The organism is Hyphomicrobium sp. GJ21 (assembly GCF_001006785.1).
Lineage (GTDB): Bacteria > Pseudomonadota > Alphaproteobacteria > Rhizobiales > Hyphomicrobiaceae > Hyphomicrobium_B.
Map to the genome: position 1 here is coordinate 226,333 of NZ_CDHO01000002.1, position 19,619 is coordinate 245,951.

Annotated in this window: 16 protein-coding genes; 9 read left to right on the top strand and 7 right to left on the bottom strand. The window is 57.3% G+C overall.

Annotated features, from left to right (window positions below):
- Nucleotides 1-146 precede the first annotated feature (146 nt).
- On the top strand, nt 147-974 hold the full coding sequence (ppk2, locus tag HYPGJ_RS04085; protein WP_013215983.1) for a polyphosphate kinase 2: 828 nt from the start codon (nt 147-149) through the stop codon (nt 972-974).
- A 27-nt stretch (nt 975-1,001) separates the two neighbouring features.
- On the opposite strand, the gene HYPGJ_RS04090 is transcribed toward ppk2, so the two are convergent.
- A complete protein-coding gene (locus HYPGJ_RS04090; protein WP_046846023.1) occupies nt 1,002-1,787 on the bottom strand; it encodes a DUF2092 domain-containing protein in 786 nt (261 codons plus the stop codon).
- Nucleotides 1,788-2,966: 1,179 nt separating this feature from the next.
- Nucleotides 2,967-3,806, bottom strand: coding sequence for a hypothetical protein (locus tag HYPGJ_RS04095; protein WP_143440489.1), 840 nt, complete (start codon nt 3,804-3,806; stop codon nt 2,967-2,969).
- A gap of 462 nt (nt 3,807-4,268) precedes the next feature.
- Between HYPGJ_RS04095 and HYPGJ_RS04100 the strand changes: the two genes are divergently transcribed.
- Entirely contained in the window at nt 4,269-8,987 is a 4,719-nt protein-coding gene (locus HYPGJ_RS04100) for an IPT/TIG domain-containing protein (protein ID WP_083984024.1), read from the top strand.
- 138 nt (nt 8,988-9,125) lie between these two features.
- Here HYPGJ_RS04100 and HYPGJ_RS04105 read toward each other — a convergent pair whose 3' ends face one another.
- Nucleotides 9,126-10,046, bottom strand: coding sequence for a LysR substrate-binding domain-containing protein (locus HYPGJ_RS04105; protein WP_046846026.1), 921 nt, complete (start codon nt 10,044-10,046; stop codon nt 9,126-9,128).
- 121 nt (nt 10,047-10,167) lie between these two features.
- Here HYPGJ_RS04105 and HYPGJ_RS04110 point away from each other — a divergent pair, with 121 nt between their 5' ends.
- From HYPGJ_RS04110 to HYPGJ_RS04135, 6 genes are all read left to right on the top strand, one after another.
- Nucleotides 10,168-11,046: a pirin family protein gene (locus HYPGJ_RS04110; RefSeq protein ID WP_046846027.1), complete on the top strand. Its 879-nt coding sequence runs from the start codon at nt 10,168-10,170 to the stop codon at nt 11,044-11,046.
- An 88-nt stretch (nt 11,047-11,134) separates the two neighbouring features.
- Nucleotides 11,135-11,767, top strand: coding sequence for a hydrolase (locus HYPGJ_RS04115; RefSeq protein WP_046846028.1), 633 nt, complete (start codon nt 11,135-11,137; stop codon nt 11,765-11,767).
- Between the two features lie 421 nt (nt 11,768-12,188).
- Complete coding sequence (locus HYPGJ_RS04120; protein ID WP_046846692.1) at nt 12,189-12,935, top strand: SDR family oxidoreductase; 747 nt, start codon at nt 12,189-12,191, stop codon at nt 12,933-12,935.
- A 168-nt stretch (nt 12,936-13,103) separates the two neighbouring features.
- Nucleotides 13,104-13,880 carry a DJ-1/PfpI family protein gene (locus HYPGJ_RS04125; protein ID WP_200185665.1) on the top strand — a complete coding sequence of 259 codons (777 nt, stop codon included), beginning with the start codon at nt 13,104-13,106 and terminating at the stop codon, nt 13,878-13,880.
- Between the two features lie 94 nt (nt 13,881-13,974).
- A complete protein-coding gene (locus HYPGJ_RS04130; RefSeq protein WP_046846030.1) occupies nt 13,975-14,457 on the top strand; it encodes an SgcJ/EcaC family oxidoreductase in 483 nt (160 codons plus the stop codon).
- Nucleotides 14,458-14,483: 26 nt separating this feature from the next.
- Nucleotides 14,484-15,167: a DJ-1/PfpI family protein gene (locus HYPGJ_RS04135; protein ID WP_348270893.1), complete on the top strand. Its 684-nt coding sequence runs from the start codon at nt 14,484-14,486 to the stop codon at nt 15,165-15,167.
- A gap of 334 nt (nt 15,168-15,501) precedes the next feature.
- On the opposite strand, the gene HYPGJ_RS04140 is transcribed toward HYPGJ_RS04135, so the two are convergent.
- Complete coding sequence (locus HYPGJ_RS04140) at nt 15,502-16,449, bottom strand: helix-turn-helix domain-containing protein (RefSeq protein WP_046846032.1); 948 nt, start codon at nt 16,447-16,449, stop codon at nt 15,502-15,504.
- 596 nt (nt 16,450-17,045) lie between these two features.
- On the opposite strand from HYPGJ_RS04140, the gene HYPGJ_RS04145 reads away from it, so the two are divergent.
- On the top strand, nt 17,046-17,546 hold the full coding sequence (locus HYPGJ_RS04145) for a CBS domain-containing protein (RefSeq protein ID WP_244466007.1): 501 nt from the start codon (nt 17,046-17,048) through the stop codon (nt 17,544-17,546).
- Nucleotides 17,547-17,621: 75 nt separating this feature from the next.
- On the opposite strand, the gene hypB is transcribed toward HYPGJ_RS04145, so the two are convergent.
- The 3 genes from hypB to HYPGJ_RS04160 form a co-directional block, all read right to left on the bottom strand.
- Complete coding sequence (hypB, locus tag HYPGJ_RS04150; protein WP_046846034.1) at nt 17,622-18,596, bottom strand: hydrogenase nickel incorporation protein HypB; 975 nt, start codon at nt 18,594-18,596, stop codon at nt 17,622-17,624.
- Entirely contained in the window at nt 18,596-18,934 is a 339-nt protein-coding gene (locus tag HYPGJ_RS04155; RefSeq protein ID WP_046846693.1) for a hydrogenase maturation nickel metallochaperone HypA, read from the bottom strand. Before HYPGJ_RS04155 ends, hypB begins: the two co-directional genes overlap by 1 nt.
- Before the next feature lie 62 nt (nt 18,935-18,996).
- Nucleotides 18,997-19,602 carry a HupE/UreJ family protein gene (locus HYPGJ_RS04160; RefSeq protein WP_046846035.1) on the bottom strand — a complete coding sequence of 202 codons (606 nt, stop codon included), beginning with the start codon at nt 19,600-19,602 and terminating at the stop codon, nt 18,997-18,999.
- Between the last annotated feature and the right edge of the window lie 17 nt (nt 19,603-19,619).

Sequence of the window (19,619 nt, forward strand, 5' to 3'; positions counted from 1 at the left end):
AATCGACTGTCGATACTCGCCGCGATGCGATATAGAAATTCATATACGTTAAGCGTCGGATACATTCTTTGCGGCTCATATGGCCGAAATTGATTCGGTACTTTAAATTCGCGATTTTAAAGAACTCAGCCAGACTGGGATCGACAATGGAAAAAGGTAAAAGCGTTGACGCGCAGCTTGATGAAGAATCTCCTTCCGAAAAAAAACTTAAACGCAAGGACTATGAGCGCGAGCTCAAGCGTCTTCACGTCGAACTCGTCAAGCTCCAGGAATGGGTGCGGCACGCAGGAAAGAAAATTTGCATCATATTCGAAGGGCGCGATGGCGCCGGTAAAGGTGGAACCATCAAAGCTATCACTGCACGAGTAAGTCCGCGAATTTTCAGGGTGGTTGCGCTTCCCGCTCCAACCGAGCGGGAACAATCTCAAATGTACATTCAGCGTTATCTTCCACACCTGCCAGCGGGCGGAGAAATCGTAATTTTTGATCGCAGTTGGTACAATCGCGCAGGTGTTGAGCGCGTAATGGAATTCTGCTCGGAGAAACAGGCCGAGAGATTTTTGAAGATCGTGCCCGACGTCGAGAAGGCGATCATCGACTCTGGAGTTATCCTGATTAAGTACTGGTTGGAAGTCAGTCCAGATGAACAAACGCGCCGGCTTGAGGCGCGCATTGATGATGGTCGAAAAATCTGGAAGCTCTCAAAGATGGATCTGAAATCCTACACCCGTTGGGATGAGTATTCACGAGCCCGGGATGAAATGTTTGCAGCGACAGACACCCCTTGGGCTCCTTGGTACGTCGCGCGATCCGATGATAAAAGAAAGGCACGGTTAAATATAATAGAGCATCTTCTTAGTCGCATTCCTTATACGGAGATAAAGCGCGAGAAGGTCAAACTTCCGAAGCGGCATGTTGCATCCATTTCTGAACGCGAAACACACTCATTCAAATTTATTCCCGAACCGCACTAAGGACCGACGCACCCGGGAGACGACATTTCATTGGAGTGGTCGCAGAGCTAGCTCGTTGATTTCGACCTCCGTACTCCCGCTCGGTGGGGTAAAAGTGTACTTTTCGGATTTCGCAACTGCTTCTTCCCAATTGTAGCCATTGGTTTGCTGGCTACCTTCATCGGAACTCCGGATGAGGGTCTTGCACGGAAGCGGCACGCCATCTTCCCGAAGCCATGCTGTCCATTTATCCGAATCGGCTTGGGACGTGTATTGCAGGTCGTATCGGACGCACGACAATCCGCCAATGCGATCGACGCCCGCCTTTGTGACTTTCAGATCGCTGTCACCGCGTGCAACGTCACCAATCAACCCGAGAAATTGGAGGACCCGCGCTTGGAATGCGGCTAGTCCGGTAAATAAGTTCACGGCTTCAATCGGTCGTTCAGTTGCAGGCCGCTGCGCGTACTTCTTCTTTTTCTCATCGTAGATGGTGAAGACTTTTCCGTCGGACGTCATCAAATAGGAGAAACCGTCACCGGAAAGTTCAATGCGCAATAAGTTCGGGCGTTCGACATAGAAGTGAGCTGTACCCCGAGAGGAACCAAGTGAAATATTTTGCGCGTCATACGATGTGGTGAACTGGATCGAGTTATTTTTTAGATAGTCGTCCAAACGAGCGAACACGTCACGCGTATCGTCTGCCGCCGTCTTATCCGCCGCCTGGGGCAGCCCATTTGCTGCGAAGCATGTGCCCGCGCAAAGTGCATACAAAAACAGAAGAGGAATAAGTGGGATCAAATACGCTTTCGAAAATAAGCTGATTGATTTCATTTCGGCCTCACGCTGGAAACCAAATACCTGCCGCTGGCACTCTTTGCCGCCAGCATCAGCCAGTCAAACGAATACGTCGTCGCGTCAAAGCACTTCCTCGTGTTGGTAAATTAAATCGCGATCAAGAGTAACGTAACGCATTATGGCGAGAGCTCGGAATATAATTTTGTATATTGGCGGGTAGCCGTTGCCGATTTTTCCGGCCGTCGTCGCCCAAGTAGGATTGTAGTTTTTAAAATCACCTGGGCACCCGTTTCCATTTTAAGGGTCTTTAAGACGATGACTGCCGGTCGAAAAAGGCATACTCTGTTTTGGTTTACTCACCCTCGGCCAATCATTCGGCCGACGTTTAATTGCACTTCTTGGCAGCAAGTCATTGTTGATGAGTTCAGGAGTTGTGCGTCATGAAGCCTAGTCTCAAGCTGAGCTTGGTATTTCTTTTCTCCATTTTGATAGGCTTTACTGCCCTTCTCTCCCATGCAGACGCCAGGCGGGGTGGAGGCTTTCGCGGCGGCGGGTTCGGCGGCGGCGGCTTCGCCCGCATGCACCGTGGGTCGTTCAATCGTGGCGGAGTCTATCGCAATTCAGCTGTCCGGCGGAACGTCCGCAGGAATGTCGTTCATAGGAATGTGCGAAGGAACGTCGTACGTAGGAATGTCCGAAGGAACTGGGTAGTTGGCCGTCGCTACTACGGCGGGATCTACTATGGTCACGTTCGACGCTTCTGGCGTGGCAGATGGTGGGCATACGGTGTTGGCTCATGTTGGCGGCTCACACCTGACGGATTCTACGTTTGGGTCTGTTATTGAGATAGGCTTGTCATCACCCGACGGCCTTCTTAGCCGAGATCTAGTTTGCTGCTGGATCTCGGTTCGTGCGCTCCTACACTTCGCTTCAGATAATCTTAGGGATGAGACGCAAGTCGTCGTTTGACACCGTCTTCCTGTCGGTAAGCATCAATCGGCCGTTCGCCACGGACCTCAAGAAATTCACGTAGCTCGGCGTGTTCGCGTATCTCGGTTTTGGTGGGCCACTCACGCTCACGAGCGGTCGTCTCGATGTATCTTTCGACGAGTATTGACGCATTCTCTGCGGAATGAAGGGTGGGTGCTCGCTCATCTGAATGGGAGCGCGATCTCTCCGGTGAGATGCCTCACGGTGCTCTCTATCTCATGATCTCTAAGCGCCCTTGAAAGGGCGTATCTCTTCACGGTGCTCGCTGACATACGAGAGAACGCGACGGCGCTTTTCCCGTCCGCGTCGCTGGTCGTCGCCGAAATCTTCTTCACTCACAAGGAACGGGAGTTCATCGGCGATTTTCTGATAGATACTCCTCCAGGTCTGCTTGATCCTGGTCGGCGACAGGCCAATGCGCTGTGCAATCTCCAGATCCGTCAGGTCTTCAAGCGCCAATGAGAGAATGCGCTGCTCTGCCGCTGAGAACTGGCAATGCGGCAGGTGGCGTTCGAAGACGTATGACATTGTCGATCCCGGAGCCCGGGCACAAACCTCGTTACGTTCGGCGAAGAATGCGATGCGAGAGTCTCCGAGGGGTGGTGAAGTGGGAGGCATAGAAGCTTTCGCGACACGATACTGGTGCAGAGGTGTGTATCCGGCCATCAGATAGATTTCTTCGTTGGTTGCCCAATCCTCCTGGTAGATGCGTTTTAGGAAATAGCCGACATGATGCTCGATATAGGTTTGATGCCCGATCGCTCCGACTGCCCGCCAATGGGGATGTGAAAGATCCCATCCGCGCTGCATATAATGGACAATCAGATTGAGACCGCCGTTGGCATTCGCGGCGGCGATTTCATTTCGCAACAAGATATTTCCAGCCTTCGACGTGTTTCGCGCCAGAGCGTCGATCAGCGCAAAAGGAACGGGTTCTGAGCGATAGTGGTCCATCAATGGATCGACAACGAAGATTGACAGACCAAGCCCAGCCAGACGCCTTTTCCCCGTCTGCCGATCCGTTTCGTCAATCAGAATTCCCTTGATCCCCTCTTTTGCGATCAAGCCCGCGACGGTTGGGACAATCGAGGCCGACAAGAGCGGGGGCATCGGAAGATCTTCGATGAGCCACTGACAGGCTTCGCCGCAATTTTCGACGTTCAGGACGCGGGAGCTTAAAATCGCGTGGCTCATAAATATGTCTCAAACATTCGCTGCGGCGCACTCGGAATGAGCGCGCGACAATCATAAATCGCGCAGCCCGAACCAATATCCGTTGCTGCACTGAACGTGTTGGAGGTGCCGCGCAAGACCAAAAACGGATGCTCGCGTTTTTCCGTTAGTTGCTTTGCGGGCAGACGAATGGCGGGTGGATATTCAGCCAAAGACTTGACACGTCACTTTCGCGACCCACGAATTTTAATTTTAACATAGCCGACTGGAAATAGGTCATCGACGCACGTCAGCTCGACCGCGAGCCTCAATCGCCCTGCAAGCGGGCCCTTTGGATCGTTGTTTCCCTGCAACATGGACCGTTCGGCGGGGCGGCACCTTCCCTTTAAGATTCTATCACAAGGAGATTATGCTCAATACCGTCGCCCTCATCTTGGGGGGCCTTTTATGTCATCGATAGCGTTGAAGCGTAGATTTTTCTGCTGGCTTCAATTTATTGCCTTAGCCATCAGTCTCTTAGCACCCGAGCCGGCATACGCGGTCGACTGGAGAGCCGACCTTCTACTGATGGATACGACTTTCTCGAACGTCGGCGATACGATCGGCTACACTTTCACGATCATTAACCACGGTCCGCCAGCAACGTATCGCATTTCAGGAACAAGCCGGTTCACCGCGTGCAACATTGGTGACGCCCCACTTCCTACGGGCGTTACGAGCTGCTCCAGCACCTACATTATCGGCGCAGCTGACATTGGACAGGACATTACTGAGACAGCACTCATCGAGGTGAACAATGGCGACGGTGTAGACCAGATGCTTACCGCCACCGCAACATTCATAGCGCAACCTCGTATCACGTCCGTATCTCCCTCACATGGGCCGACCCAGGGCGGCGATCAGGTTCGTATTTCAGGAGAATATTTGAACAATATTTGGGACGTCACGGTTGACGGCGCTCCCGCCGACTTTTTTCAAGATCCCGTTGTAGTTTCAGCTCGCGGCGCGGTTCCCCCTTCACCCCGCTGGATCGTCTTAATGCCTGCCCATGCTGCAGGTGCCGCCACGATTGCGGTCACGAACGGATATGGCAGGGCGACGGCGACGTACACGTATGATCCTCCGCCCGTAACATCAATTGTGCGTCTCTCGCCATCAAAGGGGCCTGAAGCTGGAGGTAACAGCGTTGCGATTCAGGGGGTGAATCTCTATACGGCCACGTCGATCACGGTAGATGGTAGTCCAGTAACACGCTCCGGCCCGGCAACGCCGTGCAATGATAATCCCTGCTATGAAACGCTGCGGATAACGATGCCTCCGCACGCGACAGGACCGGCCGTCATCACGGTGACGGGTCCGGGCGGTTCGGCGTCGGCAAGCTACATTTACGACGGCGACCGTCCGCCTTCGATCGCGGCGTTATCGCCCTCTCAAGGTTCCGCCGCCGGTGGAAATGCGGTCGAGATCTCCGGCAACTATCTGTTCGATGTGGAGAGCATCACGGTTGGTGGAGCGCCCGTCAGCTTTTCGCAACTTCCGTTTTCAGGCAGCGGACCGGGGCTGGAGTCGCCGCACTGGTTGATTACGATGCCTGCTGGAAGTCCGGGCTTTACCCAAATTGGCGTTACGACGCCTTATGGATTTGCCTCGCAGCGGTACGCTTATGAGGGCCTGCCCCCACCGACCATCACCAGCGTCTCGCCCTCGCATGGACCGGCGCGAGGGGGAACATCTCTAACGCTCGAGGGTGAAAGCCTCAACGCCGTGACATCGATAACGGTCGATGGCGTTGATGTGCCTGTCGAACGCCGACATTCTGCGCCGATCGATCCCTCCACGCCATGCAATGGGTCATGTCCGGTTCCACCACAGCAAGTCGGTTTGACGACACCGCCTCATGCTGCCGGGACCGTGCAGATCGTTATCTCGACTGCTGACGGCTCTGCCACAACGACATTTACTTACGACCCCGCGCCGCCCGTTGTCTTCAGCCTTAACCCATCAAGTGGACTGCCTGCAGGCGGCAACGCCGTTTCCATCCAAGGCGAGTACTTGGCGGATGCCACGTCGGTCACCGTCGATGGCTTAGCAGTTCCGTTCGCGCATGGACCGCTCGTCTGCTATCCCTATCCCGGCGGATCCTGCACCGAAACTCTCTCAATCACGATGCCTCCGCATGCCGTCGGGGGTGTCGACATCGTCGTAACCACGCCCAACGGCTTGTCGAGCGCATGGTACAGCTATGAGATCGTGCCTCCACCTGTCATTCACTCGATGACGCCAGCGCATGGCCCGGGCATTCCAGGCTTTTATGCCGAAATATCCGGCGAAAATCTCTCCAGAACAACAAGCGTAACTGTCGACGGTGCCGCGCAATCATTTTTTTCGCAGGACGATAATCGCATCGGCCTGAGCTTACCGGCGCACGCGGCGGGCAGCGCGACAATTGAGATCACGACGCCGGGCGGAACGGCATCAACAACATATACATTCGATGCCGTACTGCCGACGCTGACAAGCGTTTCGCCAGCGTCGGGTCCTGCTTCCGGCGGGACGTTAGTGACGCTAACTGGCAAGTACTTCGACTTTGCAACGGCCGTAACAGTCGATGGCGCAAGCGTGCCGTTTGAATTGGTTACCCCAGTCTGTCCAACGACGCCCGGAGAATTACCAACCTGCGACAGGCCGCTGACCATTTCAATGCCTGGCCACGCACAAGGGACGGTGCAAATTTCCGTCGTGCTTCCGGACGGTTCGGTATCCGGCACATTTACCTATACCGATGCCGGAATATCATCCTTCACCCCAATGGCTGGGCCAGTGTCGGGCGGGTCCGAGGTGACCATTTACGGCAGTGGATTTACCGGCGCGACGGCCGTTTCGTTCGGCGGGGTGAATGCGACGTCGCTAACAGTCATCGACGATCATACGATCACCGCGATCGCGCCTGCGCATGCCGTCGACTCCGTGAACATTTCCGTAGTGACGCCCGGTCAAACGTACACTTCAGGCAATTTCTTTTCATTCGTTGCAGCACCTTCGATCTCGAGCATTGCACCGGCGAGCGGGCCATCGAGTGGTGGCAACCAGGTCGAGATATATGGAAACAACCTAGAAATGGCTATCGATGTTCAAGTCGATGGTCTGTCGTACGGATTTTCGCTGACGAGCGGCGCAAATCCGTATCTCACGATCTTGACGATGCCGCAGCATAGTCCAGGCTCGGCAACCATCAAGGTGGTCAGCTACGGCGGTTCGGCTAGCGCTACGTACAGCTATCTTTCTGCTGCACCTGAAGTCACAAGCGTCATACCAAATAGCGGTCCGGCAACTGGCAATACCCGCGTGACAATCAAAGGGCAGAATCTATCTGCCGTTACAAGCGTGAGCTTTGGTGGAGTAGCGGCTACGGCATTGGAACTCGTCGATGCCGCGACACTCACCGCACTGACGCCGCCATACGCACCGGGCGCAGTCGACGTTGTCGTGACGAGCACCGACGGTACGGCGCAGTTATCGGCGGCTTTCACATATCAATCGATCGCCACAACCGTTTCTCTGTCGGCCTCGCCATCGTCTCCATTCATCGGTCAGGCAGTAACGCTCAAGGCGACAGTTCTTCCAGCGACGGCGACGGGAACGATAACAATCCGCGATGGCAGCTCCGAGCTGTGCACCGGCATTGCTGTCTCGGCCGGAGCAGGGGAATGCCAAGTAGCATTTGGCAAGGCTGGTACGCACGTCTTAACCGCTCATTTTTCAGCGTCCGGAGAGTATGCGGCGTCCGACTCGTCTCCTTTGCAGGTTGCGGTGACCGATCAGGTGACGAAAACCGTGCAGACGATCGGCAGGTTTCTCAGTCAGCGTACAAATCAGATTTTGACCAACGAACCCGACGCAGGCCGGCAGATCAACAGGCTCAACGCCGCGAAAGGCGCAGGCTCATCGGCGTCACCAATGGGCACGACGGCGACGATGCCCGCCCCAGCATCGAGGTTGGGCGCCAGCATTTCGAGCACATCTGCTTCGCGCGTCGCACTGGTGCCTGGCGCACGCGGAGAGGGCGGCTTCACGCGCGACGTTTCACCGATGGCGACCACTGAAGAAACGGGGACAGCCGGATCATTGCCAATCAGAATGACCGGCAGCGACGAGGGTCCGATGCGCCTCGGGTTCGCGACGAGTTTGAGTGACATGCAGCGGGTCGCGGCCGAAGCCAGACAGCGAAGAGTGGCAGCCTCTGGTATCGGCCGCGAAGGGGCTGGCGATCCCGGTCCGCAATTCTCACCCTTTGACATTTGGTTCGAAGGACAATTCTCGCGCTTCAATGATGACCGCCACAACTCCGGTATAGATGGCCATTTCGGGCTCTATACGATCGGCGCCGATTATGTGGTCAATCCTTCGCTGCTCGTCGGCGTGCTCGTACAGTTCGACACGACGAGCCAAACCTCCAAGGGCGATCAAACCAAAGTTGACGGCGTCGGCTGGATGGCCGGACCTTACGCAACAATGCGGCTCGGCGAGAATGTCTTCTGGCAGATCCGCGGAGCGTGGGGCACGTCAAGCAATGACGTATCACCCTACCAGACTTACACGGACAACTTTGATACGACGCGGTGGCTGGCTTCGACGACGCTCAGCGGAACATGGGATTACTACGATTGGAGTTTCCGTCCGACGGCTTCTGTCGGATACATGCGGGATACCTCCAACCGCTATGAAGATCGTTTTGGGGCGGTGATCCCTGAAGTTCGTAGTCGACTGGGGCAGGCGAAGTTCGGCCCGGAGATCGGCTATCGCTTTGCTGGCACCGATGGCGCGGTGATAGAACCGCGAGCCGCAATTCAGGCCATCTGGAATTTTTCAGGCTCGACGACTGCGGACACGTTAGGAACAATCGATGGGGTTCAAGCAGGGCCTACCGGCGTGCGTGGCCGCGTGGAGCTCGGGTTACGGTCGTCGACGCCGTCAGGCCTCGGCATCGATATTTCAGCAAGTTATGATGGCATCGGATCCGACGACTACAATGACGTCGCAGGCCGCGCCGCGATCACGCTTCCAATGCACTGACACTGCCGTCGCCGTGCTGTCCCAATTCCAGAAGTCGACGACCATCAGTCAGAGTGTTCTCAATCTCGAGGCGCGTAGGTCCGCATCGAGACGGAAAGCGGAAGTCGCCTCACTCCGTCGAATGAGCGTCAATGACCCTTACCTGCCATTTGGTTCAGCCTTCCTGAGACGTTCGTACTCGGCTGCAAGGAAGTCGATGAACCCGCGCACGGAGGGCAACAGGCCGCGCCGCGACGGGAATACAGCATGCACGATGCCGCTCCGTGGGGTCCATCCTGGCGTGACGTCGACGAGTGTGCCCAATGCGATGTGGGTGGCAACCACCATGGTCGGAAGCTTGACGATGCCGACGCCTTCGAGAGCGGCATGAAGCAACTGAGCCATGTCGTCGGTGACGAGACGCGGCTTGTGGGTGACGCGCACCGATGAGCCGTCGGCACAGTGCAGCTCCCAGGCGTGCTTCGGAACCATCGGCCCGAGGTCGAGGCTCGGCAGCGCGCTGAGGTCGGCTGGCACGAGCGGCAGAGAGAGGCCCTTCACTAACTCGGGGCTGGCCACCATGCGTTGCGCGCTCTCCCCCAAGATCCGCATGACGAGATCGGAGGTCTCTAGCGGCGGGAAGCGCACGCGCAGCGCGACATCGATTGCTTCGCCAATGACATCGACACGCCGCGAGGTCGAATCGAGTTCTATGGCAACGCGCGGGTTCGCTGCCATGTAGCGCGCGATCATTGGCCCAACCTCGAAGCAGACGAGAGCGGGCGGGGCGCTGACACGGATCAGCCCCTGCGGGCCCGAGCGCGAGCGGTCGATGGCTTCCTGCGCGGCCTCCGCCTCGACCAGCATGGCAATGCAATGCCGGTAGTATTCCTGGCCGATCTCGGTGACGGTGAGCTTGCGCGTGGAGCGCTGCAACAACCGAACACCAAGGCGCTCTTCCAGCTCGATGATGCGCCGGCTGAGCTTTGATTTGGGCATGCCGAGCGCGCGGCCCGCGCTCGCGTAGCCGCCGTGGTCCACCACCTGGACGAAGTAGTAGAGGTCGTTGAGGTTCTGCATTAGATATTGTCCCAAATATAGGACAGATTGGTCAAGCCTTGCCGTCTAGCCAGAAATTGTCCCGTGTATAAGTTGTTTTCGAACGCGACCAGCAGGGTTTGGTCAGAAAAGGAGACAACCCATGAGACAGGTTCTCGGCATCTACAGCGCCCCGCGCCAGCACTGGGTCGGCGACGGCTTTCCCGTCCGGACCATGCTCTCCCACAATGCGCAAGGCGCGCATATCAGCCCGTTCATCATGCTCGATTACGCGGGCCCCGCGAAGTTCGAGCCGACCACGGCTCGGCGCGGCGTCGGCGAGCACCCGCACAAGGGCTTCGAGACGGTCACCATTGTCTACGAGGGCGAAGTCGAGCATCGCGATTCGACGGGTTCAGGCGGGGTGATCGGTCCTGGCGATGTGCAGTGGATGACGGCCGCTTCCGGGATTCTTCACCAGGAATATCACTCGCCCGCCTTTGCAAAGTCGGGCGGCAACTTCGAGATGGTTCAGCTGTGGGTCAACCTGCCGGCCAAAGACAAGTCGGCGAAGCCCGGATACCAGAACCTCCTCGATCGTGACATTCCTACCGTCGATCTGCCGGATGCCGCCGGCAAGCTGCGCGTCATCGCGGGCAGCTTCGACGGCGTCACGGGACCGGCGCGCACGTTCACGTCCATCAACATTTGGGACGTGCGGCTCGCCCGCGACAAGGCGGTGACGCTCGACGTGCCCGAGGGCCACACGCTCTCCGTCCTCGTGCTGTCGGGTACCGTGGAAATCGACGGACGTGAGGTCGTCGGCGAGGCGCAGACGGTAATCCTCGGCCGCGACGGCGGCGGCATCAACCTCGAGGCCAATAGTGACGCCAAGCTCTTGGTCCTCACGGGAGAGCCGATCAATGAGCCGGTCGTGGCTCACGGTCCTTTCGTGATGAACACCGTCGGCGAAATCAAGCAGGCGATGCTCGATTTCCAGAGCGGCAAGTTCGGCGCACTGGAAAATGGCGTCGCCAACTAACTGAAGGGCGAGCCCGGACAATCACACCGGGCTCGCCCTTTAATTTTGCAAGACGCGTGCACCCAACAAACAGCAAACGGAATATGCCATGACAAGCGAACCCATCCGCGATCCGAACACAGATCAACTTCTGACACCGCAGAATTCGGCTTTCATCATCATCGACTATCAGCCGGTTCAGGTCAGCTCGATCCGCTCGATGGACCAGAAGGAGCTCGTCTTCAATATCGTGCATACGGCGAAAGCGGCAGTGAACTACAAGCTTCCGATTATCCATTCGACGGTCAACATCGCGACGGGCCGGAACAAGCCGCCGATTGCACCGCTGATGGACGTGTTGGGCTCATATCCGACCTACGACCGCACCTCGATCAACAGCTGGGAAGATGTCGAGTTCAAGAAGGCGGTTCTGGCTACGGGGCGCAAGAAGCTCATCATGACGGCGCTTTGGACGGAAGCATGCCTCGCCTTCCCGGCACTCGATGCCTTGACGGAAGGTTTTGAGGTCTACGTTGTCGCCGACGCAGTGGGTGGCACCTCGGTCGCCGCGCACGAGGCCGCGCTCCGCCGCATCGAGCAAGCCGGCGGCAAGCTCATCTCCAAGACGCAACTCTATTGCGAGCTTCAACGCGACTGGAGTCGCCAGGAAACCGTTCCGGGCTTCATGGACGTCTTCCAAAACTGGGACGGGTCCAATCCAGAGAAAGATTTCAAGGGTTGATGATCGACGCCGTTTGGCGCGCATCAAGTTCAATGTCATGCCTCAGCGTGGCGGTTGCTTGCCCGCAGCTGCCACGTGGTGAAAGGGAGCAAATTTTTCTTCGGTCGCGACGACATAGTGGGCGCCCGCCTCAAGCAGGGCGTCGCGTTTGAGCACGCGACTTCGGCGCCGAGTTTTCACCCAATGTCCGCGTCTCAACCATTGCAGTTGCCTAACCGGTGATCCTTGACGTTCTCCTCGCCATCGGCGGGAGTGGTCAACCAGCTGATACCGTTCGGATCCGCCTCTCCTTCCGGCCCTCCAGTCGCGCCCTCAGTTCGATGCGTCGTTTTATGAGGGTTATTCGTCCTTTAAGACACGCGCCTTTGGGGCGATAGGGTAGCTCAACATCTGCCAATTGGTTGAGAAGGGCGATTACGAAATGAGACTTGCAAACAAGACTGCATTGATAACGGGGGGTACGAGCGGCATCGGCTTGGCTACGGCCAAGCTATTTATCTCCGAAGGAGCTCGTGTTGCCGTGACGGGGCGCGACGAAGCGGCCTTCAATACTGTCAGGGCGGAGCTTGGCAGTACCGCGCTCATCCTCAAGGGCGATGTCCGTTCGATTGAGGACATGCGTGCGATCGCGGCTGAGACCAAGTCTAAGTTCGGCGGATTGGATATCGTATTCGCGAATGCGGGATGGGCCTTCCCATCCGCGATCAACGACATCGACGACAAACTCTACGACGACATCATGGACATCAACGTGAAGGGTACGGTGCTGACTGTTCAGGCCGTCCTGCCACAACTGCGGGAGGGTGCGTCCGTGATCCTCAACACGTCATTCGTCGCGCAGACTGGCAAGCACGGGATTTCGTTGACGGCGGCTGCGAAAGCCGCGCTACGGTCGCTTGCTCGCAGCTGGTCGTTCGAGTTCCTCGATCGCAAGATCCGCGTGAATGCGATCGCGCCCGGAGGGATGGACACCCCATTGATCAGCAGATGGGGAATGCCTGACGAGGTAGTCCGGAGCTTCAAGAGCGAGTTCGCGAAGTCCATCCCTGTGGGTCACATGGGTAAGGCCGAGGATATCGCTTACGCGGCGCTTTATCTCGCCAGCGATGAATCCTCTTACGTTGTCGGCACCGAACTTGTCGTCGATGGCGGTGCTTCGCAGCTCTGAACTGCGAAGTTCTGAAGCCGCAACTCTGCGACCCGACACCAGCGTCCCGTGTTCCGGTCCAATCGAATCTGGGGCGATACTCAGGAGACAAACATGAGTGACGATCGCGACGACGCGACGGACGATTTTCCATTCGGGAAAGGGCGGTCTCGACGCGACGCCTTGATGTTGGGCGGTCTCTCGGCGCTTGGTGCTTTGGTCGGCGGGAGTGCGCTTCTAGGCGGGCCGACCTCGTCTTTCGCGCAAACCAAAGGCGCGATCGGATCGGCGACGGACAAACCCTTCGATATTTTGATTGTGATCTATCCGGGTGGAACGCTGCTCGATTTCGCCGGCCCCAATGAGGTGTTCGCACTGGTGCCCAACACTCGCATTCGCTTCGCGAGCCCGGATGGTGGTCCGGTCGAATTGCAATATGGGATCGTTTGGGGAAAGTCGGAGCGGTTGGCCGATATCGAACGTACCGATCTTCTTCTTGTTCCAGGCGCAGCAGACCTCACGGCGGCCAACAAGCCTTCCGCACAAAAAGAAATCCTTCGTTTGGCGCAGGGCGCGAAACACGTGACGTCGGTGTGCACCGGCTCGCTCGTGCTGGCGAAGACCGGAATTCTCAAGGGTAAACGCAGCGCTTCCCATTGGGCCACCGTCAATATGCTTGCGAAATACGGCGCCATCCCGGACCCTCAGCGCTTCGTGTCCGATGACAATGGCCGTTTCATGAGCGGCGGTGGCGTCACCTCCGGTATCGATTTCGCCCTGCGCGTGGTTGAAAAGCTGCGTGGCCCTGCAGCCGCCCAGCTCGTGCAGCTCTTGATCGAATATGATCCCAACCCGCCCTTCAAGTCGGGTCATCCGCGCGACGCGCGGCCGGAGATCCTGGCAATGACAGAGAAGGAACTCCCTGGTGGCACCAAGGGGCTCTGGCAGATTCCCGGGTTGGACTGACCTCTGAGTCCAAATGGCTTGCGGACGTAGCTTGTCTCGCTCGCCTGCCTCTTCCGAGCATTCACGAGAACTACAATCAGATAGGAAAATCCAGATGCGACCAATTTTTACTCGACTGGCTTTGCTGCCTGCCGTCATCACGCTCACTGCCGTGTCGGTCCCCGCTTATGCAGCAAGTCCGCAACTCTCTACGCAGGCCGCCATCAAGGCTGAAAATGATCGCTGGTCCGATGCTTTCAAACGAGGCGACTATCAGGCGATCGGGAGCCTCTACACCGAGGACGGAACACTTTTGCAGCCTGGAGGCGAACGGGTCAAAGGCCGCACAGCGATCGCGGATTACTTCACAAAGGGCTATGCCGGAAAGCCCCCTGCCACCGTCACCTTCAGCAATTTCGAGTTTTACGGAAACGATGAAGTCGTGACCGAGGTCTCAGACGCCACGATACGACGCCATGATGGAAAGTTGGAGTATCTCGGAAAGCAGACCCTCATCTTTCTGAAACAGGGCGGCGCTTGGAAGCTTCATCGCGATATGTGGAACGACAATGGTGCGCTAAAGCCTGGCGATCGCTGAATAGACAGGGCCGACGGGAGATGCTCATGCGTGTTGTTATGCTCACCTTTCCCAAGCTCACCCAACTGGACCTTACCGGGCCATACGAGGTGTTGGCAGGCTTTCCAGAGGTAAAAGTCGAATTGGTGTGGAAGACGCTCGATCGAATCGAGGATGCTTTCGGTCTGCGCTTAGCGCCAACTACGACTTTTGCCGAATGTGCGCAGGCGGATGTGCTCTTCGTTCCAGGCGGGCCGGGCCAGTTGATGCTGATGCAGGACGAGGAGACTCTTCACTTCCTCCGCCATCAAGCTGCTGGCGCGCGCTGGATTACTTCGGTTTGCACGGGTTCTCTGGTTCTTGCCGCAGCGGGACTTCTCACTGGCTATCGCGCAACCTGCCATTGGATGTCGCTGGAGCAACTTGCCCTCTTCGACTGTACTCCCATTGCTGAGCGGGTAGTACGAGATCGCAATCGTCTGACAGGCGCGGGGGTGACTTCCGGAATCGATTTCGCACTAACGCTGGGTGCCGAGATATTCGGTGAGAACCAGGCGCAACGCATCCAGCTCGCCATGGAGTATAATCCCGCCGCACCTTTCTCGGCTGGCTCTCCGGCAACAGCGGGAATCGATCTGGTCAATCAAGTGCGCGCGCCTTGGGCTGCGTTTCAACAACGCCGAGAGCAAGCCGCCGCGCTAGCCGCTGAAGCGCTGAGGGCGACGAGTTAAACTTCTTAGGCAGGGTCTGCGACCGACACAATCGGAAGCGGACCCGAGGCCCTCACCTTCGATGAATGGTTTGCGACCTAGATCGCGCGGTCTCGGCGCCAAGGCTGCAAGGGCACGACACACGAGTGTCCAACCTGCATGGATTGACGTTCAAAGCCTTCGCCAATGACGTCGATTTCATCGGAGCCCGTCCTGACAACAAGCCGGGCTCCGGCACAATCTACCTGCCTCGACAGTGCGCTGCTTTCGCTAATGGAGGCTAGGCTTCGCTGCGAGGCCGTTGATCCGCCAGCAGCCACCATGGCTTCGCTTAAGCCACGACGAGCCCTCCGGATCACGCTTCGGCGTTCAATCTCATAGCTCGCCTGATCGACTGGGGTGGATGTCCGTGAATTTTGACAAAGGCTCGCCTCATCCGCTCAGGATCAGTAAATCCCACCGCTGCTGCGATCTGTTCGATGGGTTCAGCGCCGTCTTGAAGTCTGGCTCGCGCCGCTTCCACGCGCAACCTCTCGACCGCTTTTGCCGGTGTTTCGCCAGTTTCACGGCGAAAGGCTCGACCAAATTGACGAACACTCAGGCGTGCCGCATCAGCCAATCGCTCGATCGGCAAGAATTCCGCAAGGTGTTCCCTAGCGAAATTGAGCGCTATACGGATACGATCGGATTCCGGCTCCATCTGTGACATTGCAGAGAATTGGGACTGACCGCCCGACCTCCTGTATGGAACCACGAGCAGGCGCGCGACCTCTCGCGCTAGGTCCGGGCCGTGATCCTTCTCAATCAGCGCCAGTGCCAAGTCGATGCCAGCGGCAATCCCTGCCGAGGTCCACGCCCTCCCATCCGTAACGAAGATGCGGTCGCCAATCACCTTGGTCTGCGGGAAGCTAGTCTGAAGGTGAGCGGCATATCGCCAATGTGTGGTAGCGCGCAGACCGTTAAGCAGGCCCGCTTCAGCAAGAATGAAAGCTCCTGTGCAGACACTGGCGATGCGCAGTGTCCGCTTAGCAAGGCGTTTGGCGGCGGCAACGTTCTTCGATGCCTTCAGGGGCGCGATCTCCCCACCGATAAAGATCACCGTGTCCAGCTTGGTCTTTCGATAGGATCGCGTTTCGATCGATAAGCCGCCGATACCAACAACAGCCCCGCCGTTCTCTGAGATGACGTGAAGTTTATATGTTGGCCTGCCCGCCGCGCGAACGGCTTGATTGAAGGCGCTGAACGGCCCGGCGAGATCCAGCGGCTCATACTCTGAACAGACAAAAAATCCGACATGGTGCATAACGACTTCTAATAAAGACAACCCTCGGTTTACGCCACTTCCAAAATGACGCCGGTTGCGCTCGGCAGAACGGAGCCAACCTTTTTCGGCCGAGCGGAATACACGACCGCAACATCGCACATAGCAGGCGTTATCGCTTTGAGGACAGCGCCGTCTCTCACTCCGCTAGGGGCTCCTGCCTCCTATGCCTCTGATGTCTCAGCCCGAGGTGCAGGAACCGGATGCAGTAACGGTGAGCCAGGTAAAGCCCAAGTCGTTAAAGTGGATGATGTTGCCGCCATCGCGTCGGAAGCACACTAGGTCCGCAGTAAAACAAAACCGTCAATCAACCACGATAATGACGGGGAAGTTCTCATCGTGTGTAAAGATATTGCCGCGTGGCACTTAATTGCGCAGCTTTAAAACAAGTTATCCTGGGAATGGGCCGACTATTTCTATGTGTGTTGCAAATGTAATTTGCTGCAAAGATGATTTTCAATTTTATTTTTCAAATTTTGTCGCGCGACAAATGATCAATTGGAATCGGCAGATTTAAAATGCCTATCTGACGAGTGGAGCTTTGTAAGCGGCGACCCCCTGGCGCGCGGGATTTGTTGATGCGTATTTATCCATTTTTACACCAGTCCAAATGTGCGCCAGGCGGGTTCGGTGAGGGCGGTCCAATGAAAGTCAGCGATATTCTCGAGTTCAAAGGTCCGTCGGTTAAAACGATCAAGCCTACCGAGACCGTCGGCAGGCTCGCACGGCAATTGCAGCAGAACCGGATAGGAGCCATGGTCGTTAGCAGCGACGGTCATACAGTTGAGGGCATCATATCTGAGCGTGATATTGCCTACAGTTTGGCTGATCGGCGCGGAGAGCTGCATCTGTTGCCTGTCTCTTCGCTGATGACCAGACACGTCATCACGTGCTCGCCCGACGACGGCTTGTCTGAAGTCATGGGGCAGATGATGATGCATCGCATCCGGCATCTGCCCGTAAAGAGAGATTGCCAGCTAATCGGCATAATCAGTATTCGGGACGTGCTCGCATTCCGCTTGGACGAAGTGGAAAGAAAATCAAATCTTTTGATGAATTGGCTATCGGATTCGGAATGAGTGAGGCCGCGCTAGTAGATCAATGATCGGGTGTGCTACCCACATGCAGCCTTGATTCAGAGAGCGTTTATTAGCTCAGACCGCATGAGCGTTCGCTGCAGACGCTTCCTTTCGGATCCAGTCGTACCAGCGGTCGAGCCCTTCGCCGGAACGGGCCGAAACTCGAAAGACGATCGCATCTGGATTGACCACGGCGATGTTTGAAGCCGCTTTCTCGATGTCGAAATCGAGGTGAGGTAACAGATCGATCTTGTTCAGCAGCACGATCTGTGCGGCGCTGAACATGTGCGGATACTTGAGTGGCTTATCCTCGCCTTCGGTCACCGAGAGAATGGCAACCTTGGCGTGCTCGCCGAGATCGAACAGCGCTGGGCAAACGAGATTGCCGACGTTCTCGATCAGCACCACGGAGCCAAAAGATGGTTTAAGCTCGTCGAGCCCGCGGGCGATCATGTCGGCTTCGAGATGACAGCCCGTGCCAGTATTTACCTGCACGCAAGGGGCACCGGCGCCACGGATTCGCTCACCGTCGGCGGTGGTTGCCTGGTCGCCTTCCACGACGAAAAGCCCGAGATCGGATTTCAGATCACGGATTGTACGCTCGAGCAAGGTCGTCTTTCCCGAGCCCGGCGAGCTCACGAGGTTGAGCGCGAGAATCTCCCGGCCCGCAAACCATGCGCGATTGAGAGCGGCGAGTGTGTCGTTCTTTGCCAGTAGGCGCGCTTCGAGATCGACGACCGAAGGGCCATGGTCATGGGCGTGATCATGAGCATGAACGTTAGCTTGATCGTGAGGGTAGCTGTGGCGCGTGCCGTCGGCATGAACATGCTCATGCAGATGACCATGACCGGCTTCTTCGAGGTTGAGATGCCCATGGTCATGCTCGCGGTCGCTATGATCGTGGCTGTGCCGTGTACCGTCAGCGTGGACGTGCTCGTGAACGTGCTGATGATGTTCGCGCTCGTTGTGCGCGATGGCGCTCACGCGGCCCGTCGCAAGATTGACGATCGTGGCCTTGGCACCGCTGTTACATCCGCATGTCGCGCACATCAGGCGACCTCCTCCAGTTGCATTGATTTTATGTTCAGCTCCTCGCCGCTGAGACGCTCCACGTTCCGGCTCCCGCATGGGCACGGTGTGTAGAGCGTCGGCGTCGAGAACTCGGCACCGCAACTTCGGCAGTGGCAGCGGCCTTCGACCTCGCGGATTTCGAGGTGTGCGCCTTCGATAGGTGATCCCTTTGCGACGGTATCGAAGCAAAAGGCGATGGCATCCGGCATCACACCCGCCAGCTTGCCCACTTCGAGCGTGACGCGACTGACGCGGCGGCCCTGCGCGGCCTCCGACACGATCGCGACGATGTTGCGGGTGATGCTGAGTTCGTGCATCGCCAGATGGTTCCTTTGCAGCGGACGCGGCACAGACGAGTCATCCTGCGCCGCGCCGCGAATTACGCGACGAGCCAGCCCGCGAGCAAAGAAACTCCGGCGAGCGCGCCCATCGACCCGGATACTCTTTTCAACATGAGCGCTCGTGTCGTTCCAAGACGATCGAGTCCAAATCCCAGGGCGACGCCTGCCGAGTGCAGCGACGCAGTTGCGATAACGAATCCGGCGGCGTAGGGCAGGAACGAAATTCCGAGCCCAATGCCTTCCGTTCCATGTGCATGGCCGTGGAAGAGGGCGAAGAGACCAACGAGCGCCATTGCGCCAATCGTCGGCAGCCGAACGCCGAAAGCGATCGCCAGACCCATCACGACGACGGAGAGACCGATGCCTGCCTCGACCATCGGCAGAGGCCATCCATAGTATCCCAATGCGCCGCCGAAGATCATGGTGCCAACGAATGCCGACGGCACCAGCCAGAGCGCCGCGCCACCGAGATTGACGGCAAAAAGACCGACGGCGACCATTGCAAGGATGTGATCGATACCGCCAAGTGGATGCAGGAAGCCACGGCTAAACGTGTCGACGGGACCGACGCCAACGTGGGCGAATGCGGGACCGGCGGTCAGCAGGAGTGCAGCGGCAGCGAGTGGTGTCAATTTTCTCAACATGGCATTTCTTCTCCCTT

What these genes read in the sequence shown, in the direction of transcription:
- ppk2 (WP_013215983.1), top strand. Translation starts at nt 147, where the DNA reads ATGGAAAAAGGTAAAAGCGTTGACGCGCAGCTTGATGAAGAATCTCCT.
- HYPGJ_RS04090 (WP_046846023.1), bottom strand. Translation starts at nt 1,787, where the DNA reads ATGAAATCAATCAGCTTATTTTCGAAAGCGTATTTGATCCCACTTATT.
- HYPGJ_RS04100 (WP_083984024.1), top strand. Translation starts at nt 4,269, where the DNA reads ATGGACCGTTCGGCGGGGCGGCACCTTCCCTTTAAGATTCTATCACAA.
- HYPGJ_RS04105 (WP_046846026.1), bottom strand. Translation starts at nt 10,046, where the DNA reads ATGCAGAACCTCAACGACCTCTACTACTTCGTCCAGGTGGTGGACCAC.
- HYPGJ_RS04110 (WP_046846027.1), top strand. Translation starts at nt 10,168, where the DNA reads ATGAGACAGGTTCTCGGCATCTACAGCGCCCCGCGCCAGCACTGGGTC.
- HYPGJ_RS04115 (WP_046846028.1), top strand. Translation starts at nt 11,135, where the DNA reads ATGACAAGCGAACCCATCCGCGATCCGAACACAGATCAACTTCTGACA.
- HYPGJ_RS04120 (WP_046846692.1), top strand. Translation starts at nt 12,189, where the DNA reads ATGAGACTTGCAAACAAGACTGCATTGATAACGGGGGGTACGAGCGGC.
- HYPGJ_RS04130 (WP_046846030.1), top strand. Translation starts at nt 13,975, where the DNA reads ATGCGACCAATTTTTACTCGACTGGCTTTGCTGCCTGCCGTCATCACG.
- HYPGJ_RS04135 (WP_348270893.1), top strand. Translation starts at nt 14,484, where the DNA reads ATGCGTGTTGTTATGCTCACCTTTCCCAAGCTCACCCAACTGGACCTT.
- HYPGJ_RS04140 (WP_046846032.1), bottom strand. Translation starts at nt 16,449, where the DNA reads ATGCACCATGTCGGATTTTTTGTCTGTTCAGAGTATGAGCCGCTGGAT.
- HYPGJ_RS04145 (WP_244466007.1), top strand. Translation starts at nt 17,046, where the DNA reads ATGCGTATTTATCCATTTTTACACCAGTCCAAATGTGCGCCAGGCGGG.
- hypB (WP_046846034.1), bottom strand. Translation starts at nt 18,596, where the DNA reads ATGTGCGCGACATGCGGATGTAACAGCGGTGCCAAGGCCACGATCGTC.
- HYPGJ_RS04155 (WP_046846693.1), bottom strand. Translation starts at nt 18,934, where the DNA reads ATGCACGAACTCAGCATCACCCGCAACATCGTCGCGATCGTGTCGGAG.
- HYPGJ_RS04160 (WP_046846035.1), bottom strand. Translation starts at nt 19,602, where the DNA reads ATGTTGAGAAAATTGACACCACTCGCTGCCGCTGCACTCCTGCTGACC.